We start from the raw sequence: 24,163 nt of genomic DNA on the forward strand, positions 1-24,163 counted from the left end.
TCTCGCAGCGGCTATATAAACCGACTAATCATCCTACAAATAAACGGAAGATTTCCGTGCCGGCAGCAAGCCTTCAGACAGTGATTGATTAAAAACCGTCCAGACGGTATGTTTTGTTGATGATGACGAGACCTCAACGCAAGAACGATCCGAACGCCGTGCGTACGAGGCTTCTTGACTGCGCAGCCGAACTGATTGTCGATCACGGTCTTTCGCCCCTGACGCTGGAAAGTGTGGCGCGCGAAGCCGGTGTCAGCAAGGGTGGGCTGCTGCATCATTATCCTGGAAAGGATGCTTTGACCGGAGGGTTGTTTGACCAGGTGGTTGAGTGGTTCGACAGTCAGGTGGAGGCAGCGCTCGAAGCGGATGAAACCAAACCGGCGCGGTTTTCACGCGCCTATCTGCGGGTCATCGCCGCGATCGACATGTCAGTGCCGGAGGAAAAGCGTCTTGCGGTGCTGATCCTCATGCTCAGTTCCGATCCGCACTATTGCGCCCGCTGGAACAGCTGGGTGGAAACCCGCCTGCAAAGGCATAAACAAACCGACCTGACACCTTTGGCCCGGACTCTGCGGCTGGCCGCCGACGGGCTTTGGCTGTCCGATCTCGGAGCCGGACCGGATTCCGACCCGATGACACGCCGCGATATTTTACAGTTTCTGGAAGATCTGGATGCCGGCGGCGCGACCGTGGCCCCAGACCCCCATCAAGAAGGACTTTGACATGCCGTGGCTGTTTCTTGGTATCGCGATCACCGGTGAAGTCATCGCCACCACGGCGCTGAAAGCATCGCATGGGTTCACCAAATGGGGCTTTGGTGGCATCTCCATCGTTGGCTACGCGATTTCGTTCTACTTTCTGGCGATTGTTCTCAAGACCATTCCGGTTGGCATCGCCTACGCGGTCTGGGCCGGCGCCGGCGTTGCGATGGTCACGCTCATCGGCATCGTCTTGTTCGCTCAGAAGCTGGATCTTTTCGCCTATCTCGGCATAGGCCTGATCGTTGCCGGAGTGCTCGTGCTCAATCTGCTGTCTGGCACGACCACGCATTAGACATTGCAGCCCGGACTACCCGCCCGGGCTGCGAAGCAGTTTCCACCAGCGTTTCGAGCGTTCAGCCGCCGACCTTCACCAGCGTCTTGCCGAAATTCTTGCCATCGAGCATGCGGATGAAGGCCTCCGGTGCATGCTCCAGACCTTCCGTCACATCCTCACGGTAGGCAATCTTGCCGTCGCGGACGAGGGGGCCGACCTCGGCAAGGAAATCGCCGAACCTGTCGAAATGGTCGGAGATGATGAAGCCGGTGACAGTCAGGCGGTTGACGAGGATCGTTCTCCACAGCTTTGGCAGCCGGTCAGGTCCGCTGGTTTCGCCCGCGCCGAGCGCGCCGGCATTGTACCAGGCGATCATGCCGCAAAGCGGGATCCGGCCTGCGACATTCATCATCGGCATCACGGCTTCCAGCGTCATTCCGGCCACGTTCTCGAAATAGATATCCACACCGTCCGGGCAGACCTCGGAGAGGGACTTGCGCATGTCTTTAACGTCGCTTGCGGCCCGGTGATCGATGCAGGCATCGAAACCGAGTTCCTTGACCGCGAAGGCGCATTTGTCGGCGCCGCCGGCCACGCCAATCGCGCGCAGGCCCTTCTGCTTTGCCAACTGGCCTACCATCGAGCCGACAGGCCCGGTGGCAGCTCCGACGACCAGCGTCTCACCCGCCTTTGGCTTTCCAATCTCATTGAAACCGTACCAGCCGGTGAAACCCGGCATGCCGAGGACTCCGAGCGAAGTGGAGATCGGGGCAACGTCGGGATCAATTTTCCGCAGCTCATTGGCGCGCACCACGCCATGGCTGCCCCATCCGAACATCCCCATTGCGATGTCGCCGGGCGCGAACCGTGGCGAGCGGCTTTCAATGACTTCGCCGACCGCGCCGCCACCCATCTGCTCGTCGATCTTGACCGGTGTGGAATAGGACTTCGCATCATCCATCCGGCCACGCATATAGGGATCGAGCGACATGTAGTGCACGCGCATCAGCACCTCGCCCTCGCCGGGGGACGGCATCGCTGCCGTTTCCAGACGGAAGTTGTCCGGTCCGGGCTGGCCTTCGGGGCGCTTGGCAAGGACAATCCTCTGCATTTGGTCAGACATGGTGGTTCCTCCGTTTGGGTGTCGGGCCACAGCGCCACGCGTTTGGTCAAACGCGGATGGGGCTGGGGTTTTGAAAGAGTGCAGTAATCTTATTGCTCAAATGAAATCAGCTGAACGTGACAGCAATCAGGCAATGGTCACGCCGCCATCGGCGACGATCACTTGTCCGGTGATGAAGCTCGCCGCCGGTGACGCGAGGAAAGCCGCAACCGGGCCGATTTCCTCGGGCAATCCGATGCGCTGCAGCGGCGTGGTGCGTGTGCGCTTCTTGAGGTTGTCCTGGTCCTCCCAAAGGGCGCGGGCAAAATCCGTTTTCACCAGGCCAGGTGCGATGCAGTTAACGCGGACATTGTCAGGGCCATGTTCAACGGCAAGATTGCGCGCCAGTGCAAAGTCGGCCGCCTTGGAAATCCCGTAGCCGCCAATGACAGTGTTGCCGCGCATGCCGGCGATCGAAGAGATGATGACGATCGCGCCATCTCCCTTCGTCTTCATGGCCGGGATCACCCTGTTGCAGAGCCAGAGGTTGCTTTTGACGTTCGAGCCCATGATCTTGTCGAAGGCCTCGTCGGACAGTTCGCCGAGCGGGCCATAGGCCGGATTGACTGCGGCATTGCACACCAGAATGTCGGGCGCGCCGTAGAGCTTTTCAGTACCGGCGATCAGGTTTTCAATGTCCTCTTTGCGCGAGATGTTGCAGGCAATGACGGAAGCCTCGCCACCTTCGGCCCGGATTGCCTCGGCCACCGGTTCGCAGGCCTCCGCAGTTCGGCTCGAGATGACGACTTTCGCCCCGAGCCGCGCCATGGTTTCAGCTGTCGCACGACCGATGCCACGGCTCGATCCGGTAATGACGGCGATCTTTCCGGCAAGCGAGAATGGCATTGAAGTGTCCATGGCGCGGGTCTTTCTTGTGTTTTCGGGCTCTGTTATCAGGCGTCTTCGCGGATGAGGCCATCCATCTGAGCGAGCCGCTTCAGGTGATGATTGGCATCGCCAAAGAGGATGTCGAGCATGGTGGTGCGCTTGAAATAGTGGCCAATGGCATATTCCATCGTCATGCCGACGCCGCCGTGAAGCTGGACGGCTTCTCGACCGATGATCTTTGAGGATTCCCCGATCTGCACCTTGGCGGCGGAGACTGCGCGGGCGCGTTCGACCGTATCGTCACCGGTTGCCATCATGCTGGCATACATCGTCATCGACCGGGACTGCTCGAGTTCGACGAACATGTCGACAGCACGATGCTGCAGCGCCTGGAAAGACCCGATGGTGGTGCCGAACTGGCTGCGGGTCTTGAGGTACTCGAGCGTCAGCTCGTGCATCTTCTCAAAACATCCCACGGCCTCTGCGCAAAGGGCAGCAACCGCTTCATCCGCCACGCGCGAAATCACTGGCCATCCCTTGCCTTCATCACCGATCAGGGCTTCCGGCCCGACCTTGACCGACTGGAAAGTGATCTCGGCAGCGCGCAAGCCGTCCTGCGTCGGGTAACCGATGCGCGACACGCCTTCCGCATCCGCATCAATCACGAACAGCGAAATGCCATCTTCATCGCGGGCGTCACCGGATGTCCGGGCAGAAACGATGAGCTTGTGGGCGCTGTCGCCGTGCAGCACCAGCGCTTTCTTGCCATCGATCACCCAGCCATTGCCATCCTTCTTTGCTGTCGTCTCGACATCGTAAAGGTCATAGCGGCCCTGCGGTTCGGCGCAGGCGAAAGCCATTCTGAGCCCGCCTTCGGCCATGGCCGGAATAAGGGCTGACTTCTGCTCGGCATTTGCCGCGTGGCGCAACACGCCACCCGAAAGGATGATGCTGGCAAAGAAGGGTTCGAGGATCAGCGCCTTGCCGAACGCTTCCATCACGATCATTGTTTCGGTGGCGCCGCCGCCGATGCCGCCGTCTTCCTCTGCAAAGGGCAGGGCGAGAAGGCCGAGCTCAGCATACTGGTTCCACATCTTCTCGCTGAAACCGGCCTCGCCCTTGCCATGCTTGCCGCGCGCCTCGAAACCATACTGGTCCTTGAGCAGGCGCTCGACGCTGTCCTTTAGCATGCCTTGTTCTTCGGAAAGGTCAAAATCCATAGTGTTGTTCTCCCGACAGGCCGGCCGCGCCGGCGCCGAATTGAGGACGCCGCTGCCGGGTCCTGAAATGCTGGTCTGTGCTAAAGCCCGAGAATGGCTTTCGCGATGATGTTCTTCTGGATCTCGTTTGATCCGCCATAGATCGAGACCTTGCGCGTGTTGAAGTACGCGGGCGCAATCGTCGATGCCCAGTCCGGGCCGATGTCCGGCTCGTTGCGACCATCAATCCCCTCTTCGGGCTGATAGGGCATGGCGTAGGGGCCGACGACGTCCATCAACAATTCGGTCGTCGCCTGCTGGATCTCCGAGCCCTTGATCTTGAGGATCGAACTGGCCGGATCCTGCGTGCCCTTTTCCCGCTTTGCCTCACCGGCAAGAACACGCAGCTGGGTCATCTCCAGCGCCTTCAGGCGAACTTCGACGGCTGCGATCTTCTCGCGGAACTCCGCCTGGTCGATCATCCGCTGGCCGCCAACCTGCTGCAGTCCGGCAAGCTCCTTGATCCGCCGGACACGCTCCTTGGAGACGCCGACGCGGGCAATGTTGACCCGCTCGTTGCCGAGCAGGAATTTGGCGTAATTCCAGCCCTTGTTCTCTTCGCCGACGAGGTTCTCGACAGGAACCCGAACGTCGTCAAAGAACACCTCGTTGACCTCGTGGCCGCCGTCGATCGTCTGGATCGGTCGCACGGTGATGCCGGGGGTTTTCATGTCGATCAGCAGGAACGAGATGCCGGACTGCTTGCGCGCCTCCGGATCTGTGCGCACCAGACAGAAGATCCAGTCAGCATACTGAGCCAGCGTGGTCCATGTCTTCTGGCCGTTGACGACATATTCGTCGCCGTCACGCACCGCACGGGTTTTCAGCGACGCAAGGTCGGAGCCCGAACCGGGTTCGGAGAAGCCTTGGCACCACCAGTCTTCGAGCGTCGCGATACGCGGCAGGAAGCGTTGTTTCTGCGCCTCGTTGCCGAATGTATAGATCACCGGTCCGACCATGTTGACGCCGAATGCGAGCGGCGCCGGCGCTGGCGCCTGGCTCAGTTCCTCAAGAAAGATGTATTGCTTGATAGCACTCCAGCCGGTTCCGCCATGCTCGACAGGCCAATGCGGCACCGCCCAGCCCTTGTCGTGCAGGATCCGGGTCCAGGTGACCAGTTCGTCCTTGCTGGTATGCCTACCTGCGACAATGTTTTCGCGAATGTTGGCAGGAAGCGCCTGCCGGAAGAAGCTTCTGACTTCGTCGCGAAAGGCCAGCTCGTCTTCTGTGAATCTCAAATCCATGGCTCGGCTCCTCAAAAGATTTCGAAAAGGCCGGCGGCACCCATGCCGCCGCCAACACACATTGTCACCACGCCGTATTTGACACCGCGGCGCTTGCCTTCGATCAGCACGTGGCCAGAAAGCCGGGCGCCGGTCATGCCGTAGGGGTGGCCCACCGAGATGCTGCCGCCATTGACGTTCAGCTTCTCCGGATCGATGCCCAGTCTGTCGCGGCAATAGAGTACCTGCACCGCGAAGGCTTCGTTGAGTTCCCACATGCCGATGTCGTCGATCTTCAGGCCCGCGCGTTCGAGCAGGCGAGGGATTGCGAATACCGGGCCAATGCCCATCTCGTCGGGCTCTGTGCCTGCGACTGCGAAACCGCGCAGCGCGCCAAGCGGTTGCAGGCCACGCTTTTCGGCGAGCTTGGCATTCATGACCACGCAAGCCGAGGATCCGTCTGACAACTGGCTGGCGTTGCCGGCCGTGATCATCGCGCCTTCTCCACGCACCGGCGTAAGGCCTGCCAGTCCTTCCAGTGTCGTCTGCGGGCGCGGGCCTTCGTCGGCCGAGATCGTGACGTCCTTGTAAGAGACCTCCTTGGTCTCCTTGTTCATGACCGCCATCGAGGTGGTGATTGGCGCGATCTCCGCGTCGAAACGTCCAGCCTCCTGCGCAGCGGCAGTGCGTCTCTGGCTTTCAAGCGCATATATGTCCTGGGCTTCGCGGCTGATGTTGTAGCGCTTGGCAACAGTTTCAGCCGTGTCGATCATCGCCATGTAGATGTCAGGCTTGTGCTGCATCAGCCAGCGGTCCTGACGATGAAAACTGTTCATGTGCTCGTTCTGCACGAGGCTGACAGACTCCAGCCCGCCGCCAATGGCGATTGGCACGCCGTCGAGCTGGATCGAGCGAGAGGCAACCGCGATGGCCTGCAAGCCCGACGAGCATTGCCGGTCGATCGTGGAACCTGCCACAGTGACGGGCAGGCCGGCCCGCACCAGCGCCTGACGGGCGACGTTGCCACCGGTCGCACCCTGCTGCAGCGCGCAGCCCATGATCACGTCCTCGACTTCGCCGGGCTCGATACCTGCGCGTTCGACAGCATGCTTGATGGCGTGCGCGCCGAGCGTGGCTCCGTCAGTGTCGTTCAGTCCGCCGCGATAGGCCTTGCCGATCGGTGTGCGGGCGGTTGAAACGATGACTGCATCCTGCATTGCATTTTCCTTCATTCTTGATGGTCTGGTGTGTTCGGTGTCTATACGGCTGCGGTCTTGCTGTTCTCCATGTCGCGCAGTTCCTTGCGCGAGAGTTTGCCGACCGAAGTTTTTGGAAGCTCGTCCTTGAATTCGAGGGCTGCGGGCAATTCATGGCGCCCGATCCGGTCCTCGAGAAACGTCACAAGCTCTTCGAGAGTGAAAGGCTGCGCACCGGGTTTCAGTGTCACGAAGGCCTTCGCGGCTTCACCACGATACTGGTCCTGAACACCCAGAACGATGCATTCGCCGACTGCCGGATGTTCATAGATCGCCTGTTCGATCATCTGCGGATAGACATTGAACCCGCCAGAGATGATCATGTCCTTCTTGCGGTCGACGATATAGAAATAGCCGTCCGGAGCCATGTAACCGACATCGCCGGTCAGGAAAAAACCGTCGGCAAACGCGACGGCATTTTCCTCGGGCTTGTTCCAGTAGCCGGCTGTCACGTTCTTGCCCCGCACCCGTAATTCGCCAACTTCGCCCGTAGCGAGGATCTGGTGCGGATCGTCGAGAGACACCACCTGCAATTCGACGCCGGGGAGCGGCATGCCGATTGAACCAGGCTTCGGCTCGCCAAACGGCAGCAGGTTTGTGCCCGCGGGAGATGTTTCCGTCATGCCCCAGCCGCCGGCAAGGCGCTGGCCTGTCAGGCCTTCGAACCGCTGACCAACCTCGACCGGAAGCGGCGCACCGCCAGATGAACAGCGCTTGAGCGAGGAGATATCGCTTTTCATCAGGTCCGGATGATTGGCAAGCGCAATCCACATTGTCGGCACGCCGGGGAATGTGGTGATCCGCTTGGACTGGATGTCATTGAGTACCTGGCCTGAATCGAAGCGCATATGCAGCACGATTTCGGCCCGACGCCTGATCCCCAGCAGAAGAATGGTGGTCAGCGCATAGATATGAAACAGCGGCAGCACGCAGAGAACTTTTTCGCTTTCACCGGCATCACCGTAAAGCGCCTCGAACCATGCGTCATAGCTCGATACGGCCGCTGTCAGGTTGGCGTGTGTCAGCATTGCGCCCTTTGCCGGTCCGGTCGTGCCGCCGGTGTACTGCAAAAGTGCGATGTCTTCTTCGTCGATCTCCGGCCAGGCGGCTGGAGCAGTCCTGTTGGCACAAAACTGGTCAAGCCTTATGACGTCCTCACGCTCGGGAATGACTTCCCGCGCAGGGTTCTCTCCGCCGAAACGGACGTCATCGCCGACGATCACCCGATCAGCAAGACCGGCTTCCATCAGCTTGATCGCACCGGCGAGCATGCCGCCGATATTGGTGGTAACAATTGTGCGCGCACCCGAGTCGGTCAACTTGTGGGCAAGTTCCCTGGGTGCATCCAGCGGAGAGAGATGCGCAAGCCGTGCACCGGCTTTCAGCGTGCCAAAAAACGCGACCGGATGATACGGCGTGTTGGGCAGGTAAAGTGCGACCGTCTGGTCCTTGGCAAGACCTGCCTCAAGCAGCGCAGCGGCGAAGGCCTCGGCTTCATCGCGCAGCCCTGCATAACTGATCGACCAGCCCCGGAACTCCAGCACCGTCCGCTCCGGACACTCCGCGACCGCATCCTCGAGCAGGTCGGGGATGCGTCCGGTTGCGATGGGGGTTCCCCATCGCAGATTGTCCGGATAGGAGGTCTCCCAGGCATGCTGGGAGGCGGTCATGCGACTTTGCCCTTGGCTGCCATCGCTTCTGCGAGCGATTCGCCTGACTTTGCAGCCTTCCGCAAGAGTGCCGAAGGTTCAAATACCGAATTGCCGGTTTTGCCATGCCAGTACTCGAGCCGTTCAACGATATGGCTGAGGCCCGCTTGTTCGGCCCAGAACATCGGGCCGCCCTTGCCAACCGGAAATGCGTAGCCATTGATCCAGACGATGTCGATGTCGGATGGCCTGAGCGCGATGCCTTCCTCGAGAATGCGGGCACCCTCGTTGATCATCGGGTAGATTGTGCGCTCGACGATCTCGGTCGCGTCAATATTACGCCGGTTCACACCGAGTTCCTTGGCCTTCTCCTCGATCAGGGCATTCACCCACGGGTCGGGTTTGCCGTCTCGTGGGCCGTCTTCGTAGCTGTAAAAACCCTTGCCGGTCTTCTGGCCGAAACGGCCTTCTTCACATAGCGCGTCGGCGATCACTGCCGTCTGGCCGAGTGACTTGCGGTTGCGCCAGCCGATATCGAGACCCGCCAGATCGCCCATGGCGAAAGGGCCCATCAGGAAGCCGAAATCCAGAAACGCCTTGTCGACATCCGCCGGTGAGGCGCCTTCAAGCAGCAGATCCTCGTTCTCCGCCGAGCGGGAAGACAGCATGCGGTTGCCGACAAACCCATGGCATACGCCGACGACGACAGGAACTTTGCCGATCCGCTTGCCGAGCGCCAACGCGGTAGCGACCACGTCGGAAGCCGTTTCCTTGCCGCGAACAATTTCCAGTAGCTTCATCACGTTGGCCGGCGAGAAGAAGTGCATGCCCAGAACGTCGGATGGCCGCTTGGTCATCTGGGCGATTTCATCGACATCGAGATAGGAGGTGTTGCTGGCCAGAACAGCACCCGGCTTCATGACCTCGTCAAGCTTGCCGAACACGACCTTTTTGACCGACATTTCCTCGAACACGGCCTCGATGACAAGATCGGCGTCCCCAATGTCGTCATAGTTGGTGGTCGTGCTTAACCGGCCCAGTCGCCTGTCGCGCTCTTCTTCCGAAATCGAGCCGCGCTTGACCGAGGTGTCATAGTTGCGACGGATGACCGACATGCCGCGATCGAGAGCTTCCTGGCTCATCTCGAGGATGGTGACAGGAATGCCGCCATTGACCAGCGACATGGCGATGCCGCCGCCCATGGTGCCGGCGCCGATGACGGCCGCCTTGGCGACGGTCCGCGGTTTCACATCCCGTCCGATGCCTGGAACCTTGCCGGCCTCGCGTTCGGCAAAGAACAGATGCCGTTGCGACTTCGACTGCTCGCCGTTCATCAGCTCGATAAAGATGTCGCGTTCCTTGGCGAGCGCCGCGTCAAACGGTGTGTCGAGTGTCAGCCGGACAGCACGAACACAGGCGAGGGGAGCGTCCAGACCGCGTGCCTTTTTGGTAAGGTCTGCGGCATGGGCGTCAAAGGCTGCCGGATCGCGGCGCGCGGCTTCAAGCTTGTCTTCCCGGTCACGCACGGCCGACGGCTTTTCAGGCGCAGCAGCAAGCTCGCGAGCGAAAGCCTTGGCATCTTCCAGCAGATCATCGCCCGCGATGCGGTCGACGAGCCCGACTGACAGCGCTTTTTGGGCTCCTACCGGGTTTCCGGGAACGATCACATCGAGTGCTGCTTCCGGGCCGATCAGGCGCGGCAGGCGCTGGGTGCCGCCGGCGCCCGGGATAAGGCCGAGCTTGACTTCCGGCAACGCCAGCTTGGCGTCCTGGCTTGCAATCCGTCCGTGACAGGAGAGGGAGACTTCCAGTCCGCCGCCAAAGGCAACGCCATGAATGGCTGCAACCACCGGCTTTGTCATGGTTTCGCAACGGGTGTTCACATCCGGCAGAGATGGCTCGCGCGGCGTTTTGCCGAATTCCGTGATGTCGGCACCGCCGCTGAACACCCGACCGCCGCCGGTCAGGACCACTGAGCTGACTGTGGAGTCCGCTTCAGCGCGATCCATGGCTTCGATGACCCCACGCCTGACGTCAAACCCGAATGCGTTCACCGGTGGATTGTCAATCGTGATGACCGCAACATCTCCATCCGCTGTGTAAGTCACGTTACCTGCCATGTTCTTCTCCCTGATAAATTCCTGTTTCTCCACCCCGTTCCGCAAACGAGCGGAGGCAATCTGTGAGCGCTGCATTGAAGGCGTCAGCGGCTTCGTACTGAACCCAATGCCCGGCATTGGCAACCAGTTTGAAAGGCGCTTTCTTGTCGCGGCCAGCCAGCCAGACGCGACGTTCTTCAAAATGCGGTGCAGCCAGTTGATCGTGTTCGCCCCAAATCGCTGCCAGCGGGACTTTGCTTGCATCGAGCATCTCTGTCAGCGGCTTGAGGCGTGCAGTCGGACGCGTGTCGTGACGTGAGCGTTCGGCATTTGATTGCTGAATCAGGATCGCCGTTTCGTCGATGCGGGTCGAATCGGCGATCATGATCGCCAGAAGGTTTTTTCTGTGCATAGCCCGACGCGATGCGATGTCGGAAAGGTGACGCCAGCTCGCCAGATCAACCACGTTTCTACGCGCCTCGAAGCCAACTCCGCCGACGATGACAAAGCCGCTGATGCGAGATGCAATCATGCGTGCAAGGTAGCCACCAATGATTCCCCCATACGAGAAACCGACAAGATTGAGCGGCTGCGATCCTGCGAGTTGCTCGATTCCGGCTGCCAGAATGCGGGCCATCCGATGTGGATCTGCCTTTGGATTGCAGGCCGCCGAATCGCCGAATCCCGGTAGGTCTGGAACAATAACCCGGTAGTCGCCTGAAAAGGCTTCGATCTGTCGGAAGAAGTGGCTCCATGACCCAGCTCCTCCATGCAGCATCACCAGCGCAGGGCCGCTTCCCCATTCACGCCAGACAGCGAAACCGTCTTCCGTCTTTATCTCGGTTCGACGCGCCGCACGGTCAAGTTCAGCCACCGCCGCAAATGCGGCATGACCAGACCATCCAGAGGAAGTCCCATCAGGGCTTTCTCCGGCTTTTTCATACAGGGAAGCAGTCTCCTCCAACGTCCGCAAAAAACCTCCCAGTTTCGCAGTGCGAAATTCAATTTTATTATTTGACCTTACTGCTAGAATGTGATGGATTGTTTGTCAATAAAGGGAGGAGCGGCTGCATGACAGCCAATGAACGTGGTAACGTCAATGGCGTTGCCGCTGATAACTTGAGCTATGCTCATGATGGTGACAGGAAGTTCGTGACCGCACTTGCGCGTGGTCTCGAAGTTCTTCGCTGTTTTCATCCTCGCGACGGTTTTCTTAGCAATCAGGAAATCGCCGAGCGCACCGCATTGCCCAAGCCTACTGTCACCCGTCTCACCTACACATTGTGCGAACTCGGTTATCTCATGCAGATTCCGAGGCTCGGAAAATATCAGCTTGCCCCTGGCACAATCACGCTTGGGTATGCAGCCCTTGCCAATCTCAGCATTCGTCATGTCGCCCGTGGCTTCATGGACCAGGCCGCAGAGGTGCTGTCGGCGCCGATAGCCCTTGGCGTGCTTGATCGAAACAAGGCGCTTTACGTCGGCATTTCGCGTGGGTCGGCAACATTCACCGTTCAGCTCGAAATCGGCTCGCGCATCCCGTTGGTGGAAACGGCGATGGGCCGGGCCTTGCTTGTAAGGCTGCCCGAGGCGGAACGCGAAGAGCATTTCGCGCTGGCCGTCGAGAAGCATCCTGAAAAAGGCATGCTGCTGCGCAAGACAATGGACACTGCCGTTGCAGATTACGAACGATACGGTTTCGTCGTTTCGACAGGCGAGTGGCGACCGGACATTTTTGCCGCCGGCGCGTCTCTGGTCGCCGCAGACGGATCCGGGACCTACGCTTTCAATTGTGGCGCGCCGCCGCATCATTTTCCGCCCGATCGTCTTTATGAACAGGTCGGCCCGGTGATGGCGTCTCTGGCTCGTGTTGTCGATGACGCGTTGAATGGAAAACGGCCGCTTCGGCCAGACGAGAGCTGGATGCCCGCGATGCAAGCTGCCGGAACAAATTTGAACCCACATGAGCATGGAGGACACTGATGCAGGCTCAAACCGTCAGCTCACCACCGCAACTTGCCGTACGTGACGTCGTCGTGCGATTTGGCGGAATCGTGGCGCTTGATGGCATCGCCTTCGAGCTGCACAAAGGCCAGATCCTCGGTCTCATCGGACCCAACGGTGCGGGCAAGACGACGCTTTTCAATTGTCTGAGCCGGCTCTACACACCGGCATCGGGGGACATTCTCTATGATGGAAAGTCCGTTCTTTCCTACCCGGCGCACCACATGCCAGCCGTCGGAATTGGCCGCTCGTTCCAGAATGTTGCGCTCTTCCAGCGGCTAAGCGTGCGCGACAACATTCGTGTCGGCGCCCACGCCTGCAGCCGCAGCGATTTCCTGTCTGATGCACTTCGCCTGCCATGGGTGCGGCGTCAGGAAGCCGAGGTCGACGCGACCGTCAACGAACTGATTGATTACCTTGAGCTGGGTGATGTCGCCGACCTGCCGGTGGATGGCTTGCCTTTCGGAACCCGCAAGCGGGTCGAGATTGCGCGTGCTCTGGCAGCCCGGCCCGGCGTTCTTTTGCTTGATGAACCCGCAGGCGGTCTAAATCATGATGAAGTCGGTGAACTCGGCCGGCTGATCCGCAGCATCCGCGATGATCGAGGCGTAACCGTTCTGCTGGTCGAACACCACATGGGGCTGGTGATGTCGATCTCCGACAAGGTGGTCGTGCTCAGTTTCGGCCGCAAGATTGCGGAGGGCACGCCAGCCGAAGTGCAGAAGAACCCCGACGTGATTGCCGCATATCTGGGAGGCCAGTCTGAATGAGCATGCTACTTGAAGTTACAGGCCTGCACGCTTCCTATGGCGATTTCCGGGTCCTGCATGGTCTCGATTTCTCCGTTGAGAAGGGTGGCATTTCAACGCTTTTGGGCGCGAATGGCGCAGGCAAGACAACGACGCTCCGGGCATTGTGCGGAATGATAAAGCGTTCCGGCAGCATCCGATTTGATGGCAAAGATATTGGCGGCAAGGCGACCGAGGACATCGTTCGTCTCGGCGTGGCTCACGTTCCGGAAGGGCGGGGGACCTTCACCGGTTTGACCACCGAAGAAAACCTGCAGTGCGGCGCCATGACCCGCAGCTCAAGCGCCGAGATCGCGCGTGACCTCGAACAGGCCTACCATTGGTTTCCCCGGTTGCGTGAACGCCGCAACCAGCAGGCAGGTACGCTTTCGGGAGGCGAACAGCAGATGCTGGCCATCGCCCGCGCCCTGATGCTCAGGCCGCGCCTGATGTTGCTCGACGAGCCTTCGTTCGGTCTCGCCCCGTTGATCGTCCAGGAAATGTTCTCGATCCTGCGCAAGGTCAATCAGGAGCAGGACGTCGCCATGCTGATCGTAGAGCAGAACGCAGGCGTGGTTCTCGAACTCGCAGACAACGCCTTTGTTCTTGAGACCGGAGACATCGTCATGTCCGGTACCGCCGCGGAAATCCGCGACAATGAAACCATCCGCGCCGCCTATCTCGGCTACTGAGGGAGACACGATGGAGCTTCTGGCACAGCAACTGATCACAGGCATCGCAACGGGCGGGATTTATGCCTGCATGGCTCTCGCCGTTGTGATGATCTATCAGGCAATCCACCACCTGAATTTCGCCCAGGGCGAAATGGCAATGTTCTCCACCTTCATCGCCTGGCAAATGCTTGCCTGGGGCGTGCCCTACTGGCTGGTGATCCCGCTGACGGTTGCGATCTCCTTTGTTGGCGGTGTGGCGATCGAACGTCTGGTCATTCGCCCGCTCGGCGATGCGCCGGTGCTCAGCCATATTGTCGTGTTCATCGGCCTGTTTGCGATCCTCAACAGTCTTGCGGGATTCATCTGGGATTTCACCATCAAGCCATTCCCGAGCCCGTTCGGCGAAGGTTCGCAGCTTGGCGGCCTGATCAGCAATCACCAGATTGGCATGATCGCGGTCACCATGACCGTGCTGGTGATGTTGTTTGCCTTTTTCCAGTACACCAGGGTCGGACTTGGGATGCGGGCTGCCGCCGAAAATCCGGAATCAGCGCGTCTGGTCGGTATCCGGGTTGGCTGGATGATCGCGCTCGGCTGGGGCATGGCGGCGGCAATTGGCTCCATCGCCGGAATTCTGATCGCTCCCATCGTCTTTCTTGAGCCCAACATGATGCTGTCGATCCTGCTCTACGGCTTTGCCGGCGCGGTGCTCGGCGGTCTGACCAGCCCGACCGGCGCGGTGTTTGGCGGGTTCATGGTCGGCATCATTGAGAATCTGGCGGGCACCTACATTCCGGTGATCGGCGGCGAGCTCAAGCTTCCGATAGCGCTGGTCCTCATCGTCACCGTTCTGGTGTTCAAACCCACAGGCCTGTTCGGCCGCACTGTCGTACAGAGGGTCTGAGATATGTCCATAGACACCACGACCGCCGGGACTGCCGGCGAAAAACAGGCCGCAGCGAGCCAGACTGTGCTTCCCGCGCCTGCAGCAGCCACAAGCAACGTGAAGATCATGCGGGCGGCAGGCATTGCCCTTCTGGTTATCGGGCTTGCCGCGCCGTTCATGGCCGGAAACTTCCTGATTTTCCAGCTCACAATGATGCTGATTTATGCGATCGCGATCCTTGGCCTGAACATCCTGACCGGCATTAACGGTCAGTTCTCGCTCGGACATGGCGCGTTTTACGCTGTAGGCGCCTATACTGCCGCTATTCTGATGGACCAGTTTGGCGTCGGTTATCTTTGGACGTTGCCCGCAGCTGGTATGGTTTGCTTTATAGTGGGCTTCCTGTTCGGGCTGCCCGCGCTGAGGCTGGAGGGCGTCTATCTGGCGCTGGCGACGTTTGCGCTCGCTGTCGTCACACCGCAACTTTTCAAGCTCTCGCCGTTTGAGCACTGGACCAGCGGCGTCATGGGGATCGTTATCGCCAAGCCGGATGCCCCGTTCGGCCTGCCGCTCAATCCCGACCAGTGGCTTTATTTCGTCACCCTTGCGGTTGGCCTTCTGGCTTATGTCTGCGCCAGAAACCTTGTCGGCAGCCGTACCGGTCGCGCCCTGATGGCGGTCCGCGATAATCCGATTGCGGCACGGTCGATGGGGGTGAACACGGCACTGTTCAAGTCATTGGCCTTTGGCGTCAGCGCCCTTTACACCGGCGTCGCCGGCGCGCTGGGGGCCATCGTGGTTCAGTACATTTCACCGGATTCGTTCCATTTCGCGCTTTCCGTCGCCCTCGTTGTAGGGCTTGTGGTCGGCGGTGTTGGCTGGCTGCCGGGAGCATTGTTTGGAGGCGCCTTCATCATGTTCGTACCGAATATCGCTGAAGAGCTTTCTAAGGGCCTGTCGGGCGCTGTCTACGGCGTCATCATGATCCTCATGATGTACGCGGTACCGACTGGGCTCGGAGGTCTGTTGAAGGCAGCGCTGGGAGCGCTGTCCAAACGGAGTATGAATAGGTAGTGCAACCTTTAAGGGAGGAAACCATGCACAATAGACGTAATATGATCAAATATGTGGGCGCGGGGCTTGTTTTGAGCGCCGGCCTGGCATTTCCAGCGATCAGCCAGGCAGCAGATATGCCCGGCGTGACCGACACTGAAATCAAGATCGGAAACATTTCGCCATACAGCGGACCGGCATCGGCCTATTCGACCATTGCCAAGACGATCGAAGCCTATTTCAACAAGGTCAACGAGGAAGGCGGGATCAACGGACGAAAAATCAACTTCCTCTCCTATGACGACGGCTACTCGCCGCCAAAAGCCGTGGAACAGGCACGCAAGCTGGTGGAGAGCGATGAAGTTCTTCTGATCTTCCAGTCACTCGGGACGCCGTCCAACTCGGCCATCGAGAAATACATGAACATGAAGAAGGTGCCGCAGCTTCTTGTCGCGACCGGCGCCACCCAGTTTGGTAATCCGAAAGTCGCCCCATGGACGATGGGCTGGCAGCCGAACTACCAGAGCGAAGGCATCATCTACGGCCGCTACATCGCGTCCGAAATGCCCGATGCAAAGATCGGCGTCATGTTCCAGAACGATGACTTCGGCAAGGACGTCCTCAACGGCCTGAAAGCCGGTCTTGGCGACAAGGCCGACATGATCGTTGCTGAAGCCTCCTACGAAGTTGCCGAACCGGTGGTGGATTCGCAGGTCGTCAAGCTGAAGGCATCCGGCGCCAATGTTTTCATCAACATTGCAACGCCGAAATTCGCCGCTCAGGGCATCAAGAAAGCCCATGAGATCGGCTGGGAAGCAACCCAGTTCGTAGCCAACGTCTCCAACTCCGTCGGCGCGGTTCTCACGCCTGCCGGTCTTGAAGCCTCGACCGGCCTGATCTCCACGGCCTATCTCAAGGATATGCAGGATCCACAGTGGGCGGACGATCCGGCCGCCAAGGACTGGAATGCCTTCATGGACAAGTACTATCCTGACGGCAACAAGCTATCGAGCTTCACCACCTACGGTTATTCGGTGGCACAGACGATGGTGCATATTCTCGAACAGGCAGGCGATGACCTGACGCGCGAAAATGTGCTCAAGCAGGCAGCAAGCATGAACGACGTCAAACTGCCGTTGTTCCTGCCTGGCATGTCGATGAACACATCTGAAACGGACTACTTCCCGATCGAACAGATGCAGCTGATGAAGTTCAACGGCGAGCGTTGGGAAACTTTCGGCGACGTCATCTCTGGTGAAGTCGGCGGCTGATACCAGCCTCAGACTAGCAAGATCAAAGCGCCGGGCACCACAATGGTGTCCGGCGTTTTTCGTTCAACTGAACAAGTGCCATCTCATCAGGCGGATACGGAAGCGGCTGTGTTTCGCCGTCAGCTCACATGAAAGGCGAATATGGCAAGCAGCGCGAAAAGTGCTGCGACCAGCAAAAGCAGCAACGTGTCCGTAGCCGTCGATAACACACCGGTTTCACCCTTGGCCGTGATCTGCGACCTGATCTTGAGCATGCCAAGATAGGCAGCGAACGCACCCGCTAGCGTCCGGTGCCTCTTGAGGCGCACGAAAGCCGATAGCAGCCTTGGGTTAACTTGAACGTCTGCCATTCCGCTCTTCCAGGAACTTGATCTCCAGCGTCACCTGCGGGTCGACCGTGCCATTGGTTTCACTGCCTTGCCGCGATGGCTTTTGTCACTGATTTCTTTTCAACTCGCAGGCGGTTAGGCTATAGCGATTTTGCTGAGCAACATGTCTTACATTTGTGTAATCGCCTGTACTGACCGGACATGAAGGACAAACCATGAAGCCGGACCGGGCATTGATAACTGTTGCCGCTCTTGGAGTGGTTTTCGGCGACATCGGCACCAGTCCGCTCTATGCGTTCCGGGTGTCCATGGGCGCGGCGCAGGAAACTTCTTCGCTTGCGGTCATGGGCGTTCTGTCGCTGATCTTCTGGTCGCTGATCATTGTCGTGACGCTCAAATACGTGCTGCTCATCCTGCGGGTGAACAATGGAGGTGAAGGCGGCATCCTGGCGCTCGCCGCGCTGCTTGATCTTCACCGCGCCACTGCAAAGAACCGATCGGCTCTCTTGTTGATTGTCGCCATCGCCGGCGGTGCCTTGTTGTTTGGTGACGCCATCATCACGCCGGCAATTTCAGTTCTGAGCGCGACGGAAGGCCTGCATGATATTTCGCCGGCGTTCCAGGATCTCACGGTGCCACTCGCCTGTCTCATTCTGGGTGGGCTGTTCTTCTCTCAACGCTTCGGGATCATGCGCATCGGCGTTTTGTTCGGGCCGGTCATGCTTGTATGGTTTGGTGTCCTTGCAATCAGTGGATTGATTGCGGTTGTTGCGCATCCCTCGGTCCTTGAAGCTATTTCGCCCCACTATGCGATTGCATTCACGCTCGCCCATCCAGGCGTCATGCTTGCCGTGCTTGGCGGCGTGTTTCTCACCGTGACCGGCGGCGAGGCGCTGTATGCGGATCTCGGCCAGTTTGGCCGACCTGCGATCACGCAAGCATGGTTGCTGATCGCGCTGCCGGCACTGTTGCTCAACTATCTTGGTCAAGGTGCGCAGTTTCTCGCAGACCCCGGCGGAGGAATTGAAAACACCTTCTACGCGCTCTTTTCACAGGAACTGCTGTTGCCGGTCGTCCTGCTCGCAACCTTGGCCACGGTAATTGCGTCCCAGGCCGTCATCACTGGCCTTTTCAGTCTTGGCCGCCAGGCCATCCAGCTCGGGTTCCTGCCTCCGATGACGGTGCATCACATGACCGGCGAGAATGAGCATGATGTCTACATCCCCGTCGTCAATGCCATCGTGGGGATTGGTTCGGTCGCCATCGTGCTGGCTTTCCGGACATCGGATCAACTTGCGGACGCCTATGGCATTGCCGTTGCCGGCGCGATGATCACCACCACAATCCTCTACATTGCCTACCAGGTTAAGAGCCGGCGAGCTTCAGGGAAATCTCTCGCCGGGATGCTGTTCTTGCTTACGCCCATTCTGCTGGTCGACGTGGCTTTTCTGTCGGCCAGTTCAGGAAAACTCGTCAGCGGTGGCCTGGTTCCGCTCCTGCTTGCGTCAGCGGTTTGCGTCATCGTCATCGCCTGGCGCAAGGGCCGGGAGCGTATGCTTGAGCTGCAGAAGATGGGCGAGTTCCAGTATAGCCCGGATCAGACGAAGCGAGCCGAGCAGAATCAGGCACCCCGGGCGGGCGTGTTTCTTGTCCGGCCCGGCCAGATGTGGCCGCTCGCACTCCAGGAGTTATCCGAGCTGACCGGTAGCGATTTCAACCGGATCATTGTTCTGTCGGTCTGGACCACGTCGCGTCCCCGCGTCGATGCAACGAGCAGCGTTACCATCACCCGTCTTGATGACGCCGTGGCACGGATTGATGTGCGGGTCGGCTACATGCAGCAGATCAACGTGCCGGCACTGATTGGTCCCGCGCTAGATGAACTTGGGCTCGAAAGCAGGAAGGTAACCTATGTTGCCAACCTCGAACGCCCGATGACGCCCCGTTCATTGAGATCGCTTGATGCTGTATTCCATTCGATTTTTGTCGTTCTTGCCCGGCTCGCGCTCCGCAGCACCGACCGGTTTCAACTGCCACCCAGCCGCACTCTTGAGATAGGAATGCCCCGTCAATTGTAAGGTTCATCTTCCGTCCGCATCCCTGGAATGAACACGGCAAGGCTCTGCCGCATTGGGCAAGATCGTGTCTGACGTCAGTGTCCGACCGCTCCGACAGACCGTTAAGTACCCGGTTTTCAGCCCTGTTTTAACGTGGATCATCCATCAGATGCTGCGCGGGTTGGACAAATAAACGCGGGACTTGGTGGCAAAAATCTGTTCAAAATGAAGCTGGTTTCTTACTTCCAAAATGGAACGCTTTCAGCGTTCTAACGAGCATCCGGAGACATGATGAGCGACCCGTTTTTTCACCCCGTTTCTGGCTTTGACCTGCCGCGTTTTGCCGGTGTCGCAACCTTCATGCGTCTGCCGCATGTGACGCTCGATGATCCGCGCATCAAGGATGTTGCCATCGGATTGATCGGCGCGCCCTGGGATGGCGGCACCACCAACCGCCCGGGGCCCCGCCACGGACCGCGGCAGTTGCGCGATCTTTCGACCATGATCCGGGCCGGAAACGGCGCTACCGGCGTTCGGCCGTTCGAACTGGTCAATTGTGCCGATCTTGGCGATGTCGCGCCCAATCCGGCAGATCTGATGGATTCGCTGGAGCGGTTCTCCGATTTCTACGGTCGTGTGAAGCAAGCGGGCATCGTGCCCCTGACTGCAGGCGGCGATCACTTGTGTTCGCTGCCGATCCTGCGCGGACTGGCTTCGGATGCGCCAGTCGGCATGATCCATTTCGACAGCCACACCGATCTGTTCGACAGCTATTTCAACGGCTCCAAGTTCACCCATGGCACGCCGTTCCGCCGCGCGGTCGAGGAAGGCCTGCTGGATCCGAAACGGGTGGTGCAGATAGGCATTCGCGGTACATCCTACGACACCGAAGACAAGGATTTCGCCCGTTCGGTCGGCATTCGGCTGATCACCATCGAGGAGTTTTTCGCCCGAGGCATCGAGGATGTCATGGCTGAAGCGCGCGAGATCGTCGGCCAGGCACCGACCTATGTGACCTACGACATCGATTTCGTCGATCCGGCCTTTGCGCCCGGCACCGGAACACCGGAAGTGGGCGGCCCGAATTCGTTCCAGGCGCTACAGGTGGTGCGCGAGCTGGCAGGCGTGAATGTCATCGGCGCTGATCTGGTGGAAGTCTCACCGCCGTTCGATGCATCGGGCGGCACCGCCTGGCTCGGCATTTCGATCATGTTCGAACTGCTGTGCATCATGGCGACGGCTGTCGACAAACGCCTAGCCGGATAAGGCACCTCTCGGATCGCTCAGGCGGCGGTGATTATTCCGCCGCCTGCTGCATCTGGCCTTCCGCCGCCACCATGCGGTCAATGTGCTGGCGGAACTTGATCGGACCTTTGTCGATCTTGAGGTTGAGGTTCGGCGATGTCATGGTGTCCATACCTATCTGCACCGCGTTGAGCACGATGCGGTCTTCCTCGAACGCGGCCTGAACGGCGCTTCCAAACCGAGCCGAAACTTCCTCGTCTCCAGGTGCAAAATTGCGCATCTGGAACCAGAAATAACGCGTCCGTTTTTCATCGATCGGCGTCATGAAATTGAAGCTGTCCATGAGGAAAACATCTTCATGCATCGGCTTGCCGGCGCCGCCGGTGCCAGCCGGAACAAACACTGCCCGAATGATTGCATGGCAGGGGTAGCGAACTTCGTAATGCTGTTCCCGGTCAGCGTTTCCCTTGAACTTGACGAACGGCGCGTAGAACGGCGCAACATCGACATCCATCATCCAACGCGACACCACAACGCCATCTTCCTTTTCAAGCGTGTGAACCGGCACCTCTTCGCAAGCCGCGTTGCCAAAGGAGGAGGGGTGCACCCAGGCGACATGGGAGGGATCAAGCAGATTGTCGGTGATGTAGAGATAGTTGCAGTCGACCGTCATTGCGTCGCCGCGGCTCTTGCCCCACTCGGGATTGTCCCACTGATCGATCTTGAAAATCTTGGCGGGGTCGGCGAGCGCCATATCGCCCGGCCAGATCCACAGCATGCCGTAGCGTTCCACCAGCGGAAAGGCCCGGACCTTGGCGACATGCGGAATGCGCTCGGCGCCCGGAACCCGCGTGCAGGTGCCGGCACAGTCAAATCGCAGGCCGTGGTAGCCGCATTCCACCTCGTCGCCCAGAAGCCGGCCCATCGAGAGCGGCAGCTTGCGGTGAGGGCAGGCATCTTCCAGCGCGATTGCCACGCCATCCTGACGTCGGTAGAGCAGCACGTTTTCGCCCAGAATTCGGACCTGCGTCAGGGTGCGACCGATCTCGTGATCGAGAGCGGCGACATACCAGGCATTTTTAACAAACATCCCTGTTCTCCCAACTGGCGTTATCTCAATGAAGTTTCGCACTGCCAAACGACATTGTCACATCAGAAAATGTCCCATGCCTTCACATGTAACGGCTTTACGGAACTGTCCTGTTACTCGCTCAAAGCAGCGTTGCAGCGCCCCGGTCGAGATAGGTGTCGAGAAACTGATCGATGCGCTCATGACGCGGTTTGCCGAAGACTTCCTCCGGTTTGCCTTCCACGATCAGCTTGCCCTGATCCAGAAACACGATTTTTGAACCCACCGATGCGGCAAAGCCGATTTCGTGGGTTACCACCAGCATGGTCATGCCGCTTTCAGCGAGATCGCGCATGACGTTGAGAACTTCGCCTGTAAGTTCAGGGTCCAGCGACGAGGTCGGCTCGTCAAACAGCATGATGTCCGGATCGAGCGCCAGCGCCCGGGCGATCGCCACCCGCTGTTGCTGCCCGCCCGACAACTCGCTCGGGTAGTGGCCGGCGCGATCACTCAGCCCGACCTTTGAGAGCTGAGCCATGGCGCGTTGCTCGGCATCCTTTCGGGGCATCCCGCGGACGGTCACCAGCGCTTCTGCGACATTGCCGAGTGCTGTCATGTGCGGCCAGAGATTGAACTGCTGAAACACCATGCCGATATGGGCGCGCACTTTCTGGGTTTCCGCGGCGGGAAGTCGAACGCGCTCGCCATTCGGGCCGCTGGCAAATCCCAACGGTGTGCCGTTGATCTCGATGAAGCCCTCATTGGCTTCTTCAAGCAGGGCAACGCAGCGCAGCAGCGTGCTCTTGCCCGATCCCGAGGGACCGAGCAGGCAGGTCACCTGACCGCGCTCGACCACAAGATCAATGCCGTTGAGAACGGTGGTCTTGCCAAAGCGCTTGACGAGTTTTTCAACCTTGATTGCGGGTAGTCCGGTCATGATGCGGCAAACCTGTATTTAGAAAGACGGCTTTCAGCGTAGCGACCCATGGCGCTGCAGGTCTCGACAAGAGCCCAGTAGATCAGCGCGAGAATCGCAAAGCCCTCGACGAAGGCATAGTGTTTGGTGCCCAGCGCGCTGACGGCAAGCGTCAATTCCGGCACGGAAATAATCGACAGAATGGCGGTCTCCTTCAGCATCAGAATGGTCATGTTGACCATGGAAGGCAGCAGCAGCATTGTCATTTCCGGCAGGATGATGCGCCGCAGGGTCTGCGTGCGGTTGAACCCGACGCATTGCGCAGCCTCGATGTGGCCTTTTGGAATGGCAACAAAGCCGGAGCGCCAGAGCTCGGAATAGTAGGCGGCACCATAAATCGTCAGGCCCAGAAGACCCGCGCTGATGCTGTCGAGGGACAGGCCGATGAACGGGCCGCCGTAATAGAGCAGGAAAATCTGCACCAGAAACGGCGTGCCGCGGATCAGTTCGACCGGAGCAAAAAGAGCCAGATCCAGCCAGCGCGGACCGTAGCGCCGCGCCACGGCAACGACGAACCCGAGGATGATTCCAAGTGCTGAGCCAGCCAGCCAGAGCAGAATGGTTACGCCCAGGGCGCGAAAAATGTCGGGCAGGTAGAGGATGATGAGATCAAGGTCAAAGGTCATATCCGCCCCCACTGCATCCGCTTTTCGAGTTTCAGGCCGAAGCCTGCGACAACGAGGTTGATGATGAGGTAGATCAGCCCGGCCGCGGCGAACAGTTCGAGTGGGCGGTACGTGCTCGCAGCGAGATCCTGCGCCATGCGCGACAATTCAACCACGCCGACCACCGAAACCAGCGACGAGGATTTCAGCATCATGATCGCTTCGCTGATCAGGGCGGGAATAGTCAGTTGAACAGCGATAGGCAGCCGGATCCGGCGAAAAGTTGCGAATTTCGAGAAGCCACACATGTTGGCGGCTTCGACAAGTCCTTTGGGCACACTGGAAAACCCGCCGCGCAGGATTTCGGCCTGATAGGCCGCCGTGCAAAGCGACATTCCGACAATTGCTGCCACTTCACTTGGTACATTCAGACCGATTTGCGGCAGCAGGTAATAGATCAGCAGAAGCTGAACCAGCAGCGGTGTCCCACGGAAAAAGCTGACAAACAGCTTGCCCCCGATCCGGGCCCACCGGTTGGTCGACATCACCGCGGCGCAGACCAGTGAGGACAGCAGGAACCCGATTGTAATGGATATGACGCTTAGAAGAACGGTCAGCCTCGCAGCTTCAACCAGAAGCCAGAACAGCTTCCATGACATGAGCAGACCTTTCCTTATGCATCTACGGACGTTTTA

At 59.2% G+C, this 24,163-nt stretch carries 23 protein-coding genes; 10 read left to right on the plus strand and 13 right to left on the minus strand.

Annotation, left to right across the window (positions count from 1 at the left end; genetic code table 11):
• Positions 1-122: 122 nt before the first annotated feature.
• Entirely contained in the window at positions 123-722 is a 600-nt protein-coding gene (locus tag WNZ14_RS08050) for a TetR/AcrR family transcriptional regulator (protein WP_342868542.1), read from the plus strand.
• Position 723: 1 nt separating this feature from the next.
• Positions 724-1,053, plus strand: coding sequence for a multidrug efflux SMR transporter (locus WNZ14_RS08055; RefSeq protein WP_342868052.1), 330 nt, complete (start codon positions 724-726; stop codon positions 1,051-1,053).
• Positions 1,054-1,114: 61 nt separating this feature from the next.
• Here WNZ14_RS08055 and WNZ14_RS08060 read toward each other — a convergent pair whose 3' ends face one another.
• From WNZ14_RS08060 to WNZ14_RS08095, 8 genes are all read right to left on the minus strand, one after another.
• Positions 1,115-2,158, minus strand: a complete 1,044-nt coding sequence (locus WNZ14_RS08060) for an NADP-dependent oxidoreductase (protein WP_342868053.1) — start codon at positions 2,156-2,158, stop codon at positions 1,115-1,117.
• A 126-nt stretch (positions 2,159-2,284) separates the two neighbouring features.
• Positions 2,285-3,055: an SDR family oxidoreductase gene (locus WNZ14_RS08065; RefSeq protein ID WP_342868054.1), complete on the minus strand. Its 771-nt coding sequence runs from the start codon at positions 3,053-3,055 to the stop codon at positions 2,285-2,287.
• Between the two features lie 35 nt (positions 3,056-3,090).
• Positions 3,091-4,245 carry an acyl-CoA dehydrogenase family protein gene (locus WNZ14_RS08070; protein WP_342868055.1) on the minus strand — a complete coding sequence of 385 codons (1,155 nt, stop codon included), beginning with the start codon at positions 4,243-4,245 and terminating at the stop codon, positions 3,091-3,093.
• Between the two features lie 80 nt (positions 4,246-4,325).
• On the minus strand, positions 4,326-5,528 hold the full coding sequence (gene pimC, locus WNZ14_RS08075; protein ID WP_342868056.1) for a pimeloyl-CoA dehydrogenase large subunit: 1,203 nt from the start codon (positions 5,526-5,528) through the stop codon (positions 4,326-4,328).
• Positions 5,529-5,539: 11 nt separating this feature from the next.
• Positions 5,540-6,724, minus strand: a complete 1,185-nt coding sequence (locus WNZ14_RS08080) for an acetyl-CoA C-acyltransferase (RefSeq protein ID WP_342868057.1) — start codon at positions 6,722-6,724, stop codon at positions 5,540-5,542.
• A gap of 41 nt (positions 6,725-6,765) precedes the next feature.
• A complete protein-coding gene (gene pimA / locus WNZ14_RS08085; protein ID WP_342868058.1) occupies positions 6,766-8,433 on the minus strand; it encodes a dicarboxylate--CoA ligase PimA in 1,668 nt (555 codons plus the stop codon).
• Positions 8,430-10,532 (minus strand): 3-hydroxyacyl-CoA dehydrogenase NAD-binding domain-containing protein, encoded by a 2,103-nt coding sequence (locus tag WNZ14_RS08090; RefSeq protein WP_342868059.1) that lies wholly within the window; start codon positions 10,530-10,532, stop codon positions 8,430-8,432. Before WNZ14_RS08090 ends, pimA begins: the two co-directional genes overlap by 4 nt.
• A complete protein-coding gene (locus WNZ14_RS08095) occupies positions 10,522-11,385 on the minus strand; it encodes an alpha/beta hydrolase (protein WP_342868060.1) in 864 nt (287 codons plus the stop codon). Before WNZ14_RS08095 ends, WNZ14_RS08090 begins: the two co-directional genes overlap by 11 nt.
• A gap of 197 nt (positions 11,386-11,582) precedes the next feature.
• Between WNZ14_RS08095 and WNZ14_RS08100 the strand changes: the two genes are divergently transcribed.
• The 6 genes from WNZ14_RS08100 (at position 11,583) to WNZ14_RS08125 (ending at position 17,187) form a co-directional block, all read left to right on the plus strand.
• Positions 11,583-12,494 (plus strand): IclR family transcriptional regulator, encoded by a 912-nt coding sequence (locus WNZ14_RS08100; RefSeq protein WP_342868061.1) that lies wholly within the window; start codon positions 11,583-11,585, stop codon positions 12,492-12,494.
• On the plus strand, positions 12,494-13,285 hold the full coding sequence (locus tag WNZ14_RS08105; protein WP_342868062.1) for an ABC transporter ATP-binding protein: 792 nt from the start codon (positions 12,494-12,496) through the stop codon (positions 13,283-13,285). The genes WNZ14_RS08100 and WNZ14_RS08105 overlap by 1 nt, the downstream gene beginning before the upstream one ends.
• Positions 13,282-13,995, plus strand: coding sequence for an ABC transporter ATP-binding protein (locus WNZ14_RS08110; protein WP_342868063.1), 714 nt, complete (start codon positions 13,282-13,284; stop codon positions 13,993-13,995). Before WNZ14_RS08105 ends, WNZ14_RS08110 begins: the two co-directional genes overlap by 4 nt.
• 10 nt (positions 13,996-14,005) lie before the next feature.
• Positions 14,006-14,881 (plus strand): branched-chain amino acid ABC transporter permease, encoded by an 876-nt coding sequence (locus WNZ14_RS08115; protein WP_342868064.1) that lies wholly within the window; start codon positions 14,006-14,008, stop codon positions 14,879-14,881.
• Between the two features lie 3 nt (positions 14,882-14,884).
• Positions 14,885-15,937 (plus strand): branched-chain amino acid ABC transporter permease, encoded by a 1,053-nt coding sequence (locus WNZ14_RS08120; protein WP_342868065.1) that lies wholly within the window; start codon positions 14,885-14,887, stop codon positions 15,935-15,937.
• A 116-nt stretch (positions 15,938-16,053) separates the two neighbouring features.
• Entirely contained in the window at positions 16,054-17,187 is a 1,134-nt protein-coding gene (locus WNZ14_RS08125) for an ABC transporter substrate-binding protein (protein ID WP_342868543.1), read from the plus strand.
• A 119-nt stretch (positions 17,188-17,306) separates the two neighbouring features.
• On the opposite strand, the gene WNZ14_RS08130 is transcribed toward WNZ14_RS08125, so the two are convergent.
• Positions 17,307-17,537: a hypothetical protein gene (locus WNZ14_RS08130; RefSeq protein WP_342868066.1), complete on the minus strand. Its 231-nt coding sequence runs from the start codon at positions 17,535-17,537 to the stop codon at positions 17,307-17,309.
• Between the two features lie 194 nt (positions 17,538-17,731).
• On the opposite strand from WNZ14_RS08130, the gene WNZ14_RS08135 reads away from it, so the two are divergent.
• Positions 17,732-19,594 carry a KUP/HAK/KT family potassium transporter gene (locus WNZ14_RS08135; protein ID WP_342868067.1) on the plus strand — a complete coding sequence of 621 codons (1,863 nt, stop codon included), beginning with the start codon at positions 17,732-17,734 and terminating at the stop codon, positions 19,592-19,594.
• Between the two features lie 270 nt (positions 19,595-19,864).
• On the plus strand, positions 19,865-20,839 hold the full coding sequence (locus WNZ14_RS08140) for an agmatinase (RefSeq protein WP_342868068.1): 975 nt from the start codon (positions 19,865-19,867) through the stop codon (positions 20,837-20,839).
• Positions 20,840-20,870: 31 nt separating this feature from the next.
• Here WNZ14_RS08140 and WNZ14_RS08145 read toward each other — a convergent pair whose 3' ends face one another.
• From WNZ14_RS08145 to WNZ14_RS08160, 4 genes are all read right to left on the minus strand, one after another.
• A complete protein-coding gene (locus WNZ14_RS08145; protein ID WP_342868069.1) occupies positions 20,871-21,908 on the minus strand; it encodes an aromatic ring-hydroxylating dioxygenase subunit alpha in 1,038 nt (345 codons plus the stop codon).
• Between the two features lie 121 nt (positions 21,909-22,029).
• Positions 22,030-22,824 carry an amino acid ABC transporter ATP-binding protein gene (locus tag WNZ14_RS08150; RefSeq protein ID WP_342868070.1) on the minus strand — a complete coding sequence of 265 codons (795 nt, stop codon included), beginning with the start codon at positions 22,822-22,824 and terminating at the stop codon, positions 22,030-22,032.
• The gene (locus tag WNZ14_RS08155) at positions 22,821-23,489 is read right to left on the minus strand and encodes an amino acid ABC transporter permease (protein WP_342868071.1); all 669 of its coding nucleotides are present in this window, start codon (positions 23,487-23,489) and stop codon (positions 22,821-22,823) included. The genes WNZ14_RS08150 and WNZ14_RS08155 overlap by 4 nt, the downstream gene beginning before the upstream one ends.
• The gene (locus tag WNZ14_RS08160) at positions 23,486-24,127 is read right to left on the minus strand and encodes an amino acid ABC transporter permease (RefSeq protein ID WP_342868072.1); all 642 of its coding nucleotides are present in this window, start codon (positions 24,125-24,127) and stop codon (positions 23,486-23,488) included. The genes WNZ14_RS08155 and WNZ14_RS08160 overlap by 4 nt, the downstream gene beginning before the upstream one ends.
• Positions 24,128-24,163 lie beyond the last annotated feature (36 nt).

The sequence above is a fragment of the Hoeflea sp. AS60 genome (assembly GCF_038900115.1).
GTDB lineage: Bacteria > Pseudomonadota > Alphaproteobacteria > Rhizobiales > Rhizobiaceae > Hoeflea.

Bases quoted from the DNA above. Each gene is read 5' to 3' on its own strand.
- WNZ14_RS08050 (WP_342868542.1), top strand. From the start codon at position 123: ATGACGAGACCTCAACGCAAGAACGATCCGAACGCCGTGCGTACGAGG.
- WNZ14_RS08055 (WP_342868052.1), top strand. From the start codon at position 724: ATGCCGTGGCTGTTTCTTGGTATCGCGATCACCGGTGAAGTCATCGCC.
- WNZ14_RS08060 (WP_342868053.1), bottom strand. From the start codon at position 2,158: ATGTCTGACCAAATGCAGAGGATTGTCCTTGCCAAGCGCCCCGAAGGC.
- WNZ14_RS08065 (WP_342868054.1), bottom strand. From the start codon at position 3,055: ATGGACACTTCAATGCCATTCTCGCTTGCCGGAAAGATCGCCGTCATT.
- WNZ14_RS08070 (WP_342868055.1), bottom strand. From the start codon at position 4,245: ATGGATTTTGACCTTTCCGAAGAACAAGGCATGCTAAAGGACAGCGTC.
- pimC (WP_342868056.1), bottom strand. From the start codon at position 5,528: ATGGATTTGAGATTCACAGAAGACGAGCTGGCCTTTCGCGACGAAGTC.
- WNZ14_RS08080 (WP_342868057.1), bottom strand. From the start codon at position 6,724: ATGCAGGATGCAGTCATCGTTTCAACCGCCCGCACACCGATCGGCAAG.
- pimA (WP_342868058.1), bottom strand. From the start codon at position 8,433: ATGACCGCCTCCCAGCATGCCTGGGAGACCTCCTATCCGGACAATCTG.
- WNZ14_RS08090 (WP_342868059.1), bottom strand. From the start codon at position 10,532: ATGGCAGGTAACGTGACTTACACAGCGGATGGAGATGTTGCGGTCATC.
- WNZ14_RS08100 (WP_342868061.1), top strand. From the start codon at position 11,583: ATGACAGCCAATGAACGTGGTAACGTCAATGGCGTTGCCGCTGATAAC.
- WNZ14_RS08105 (WP_342868062.1), top strand. From the start codon at position 12,494: ATGCAGGCTCAAACCGTCAGCTCACCACCGCAACTTGCCGTACGTGAC.
- WNZ14_RS08110 (WP_342868063.1), top strand. From the start codon at position 13,282: ATGAGCATGCTACTTGAAGTTACAGGCCTGCACGCTTCCTATGGCGAT.
- WNZ14_RS08115 (WP_342868064.1), top strand. From the start codon at position 14,006: ATGGAGCTTCTGGCACAGCAACTGATCACAGGCATCGCAACGGGCGGG.
- WNZ14_RS08120 (WP_342868065.1), top strand. From the start codon at position 14,885: ATGTCCATAGACACCACGACCGCCGGGACTGCCGGCGAAAAACAGGCC.
- WNZ14_RS08125 (WP_342868543.1), top strand. From the start codon at position 16,054: ATGCCCGGCGTGACCGACACTGAAATCAAGATCGGAAACATTTCGCCA.
- WNZ14_RS08130 (WP_342868066.1), bottom strand. From the start codon at position 17,537: ATGGCAGACGTTCAAGTTAACCCAAGGCTGCTATCGGCTTTCGTGCGC.
- WNZ14_RS08135 (WP_342868067.1), top strand. From the start codon at position 17,732: ATGAAGCCGGACCGGGCATTGATAACTGTTGCCGCTCTTGGAGTGGTT.
- WNZ14_RS08140 (WP_342868068.1), top strand. From the start codon at position 19,865: ATGAGCGACCCGTTTTTTCACCCCGTTTCTGGCTTTGACCTGCCGCGT.
- WNZ14_RS08145 (WP_342868069.1), bottom strand. From the start codon at position 21,908: ATGTTTGTTAAAAATGCCTGGTATGTCGCCGCTCTCGATCACGAGATC.
- WNZ14_RS08150 (WP_342868070.1), bottom strand. From the start codon at position 22,824: ATGACCGGACTACCCGCAATCAAGGTTGAAAAACTCGTCAAGCGCTTT.
- WNZ14_RS08155 (WP_342868071.1), bottom strand. From the start codon at position 23,489: ATGACCTTTGACCTTGATCTCATCATCCTCTACCTGCCCGACATTTTT.
- WNZ14_RS08160 (WP_342868072.1), bottom strand. From the start codon at position 24,127: ATGTCATGGAAGCTGTTCTGGCTTCTGGTTGAAGCTGCGAGGCTGACC.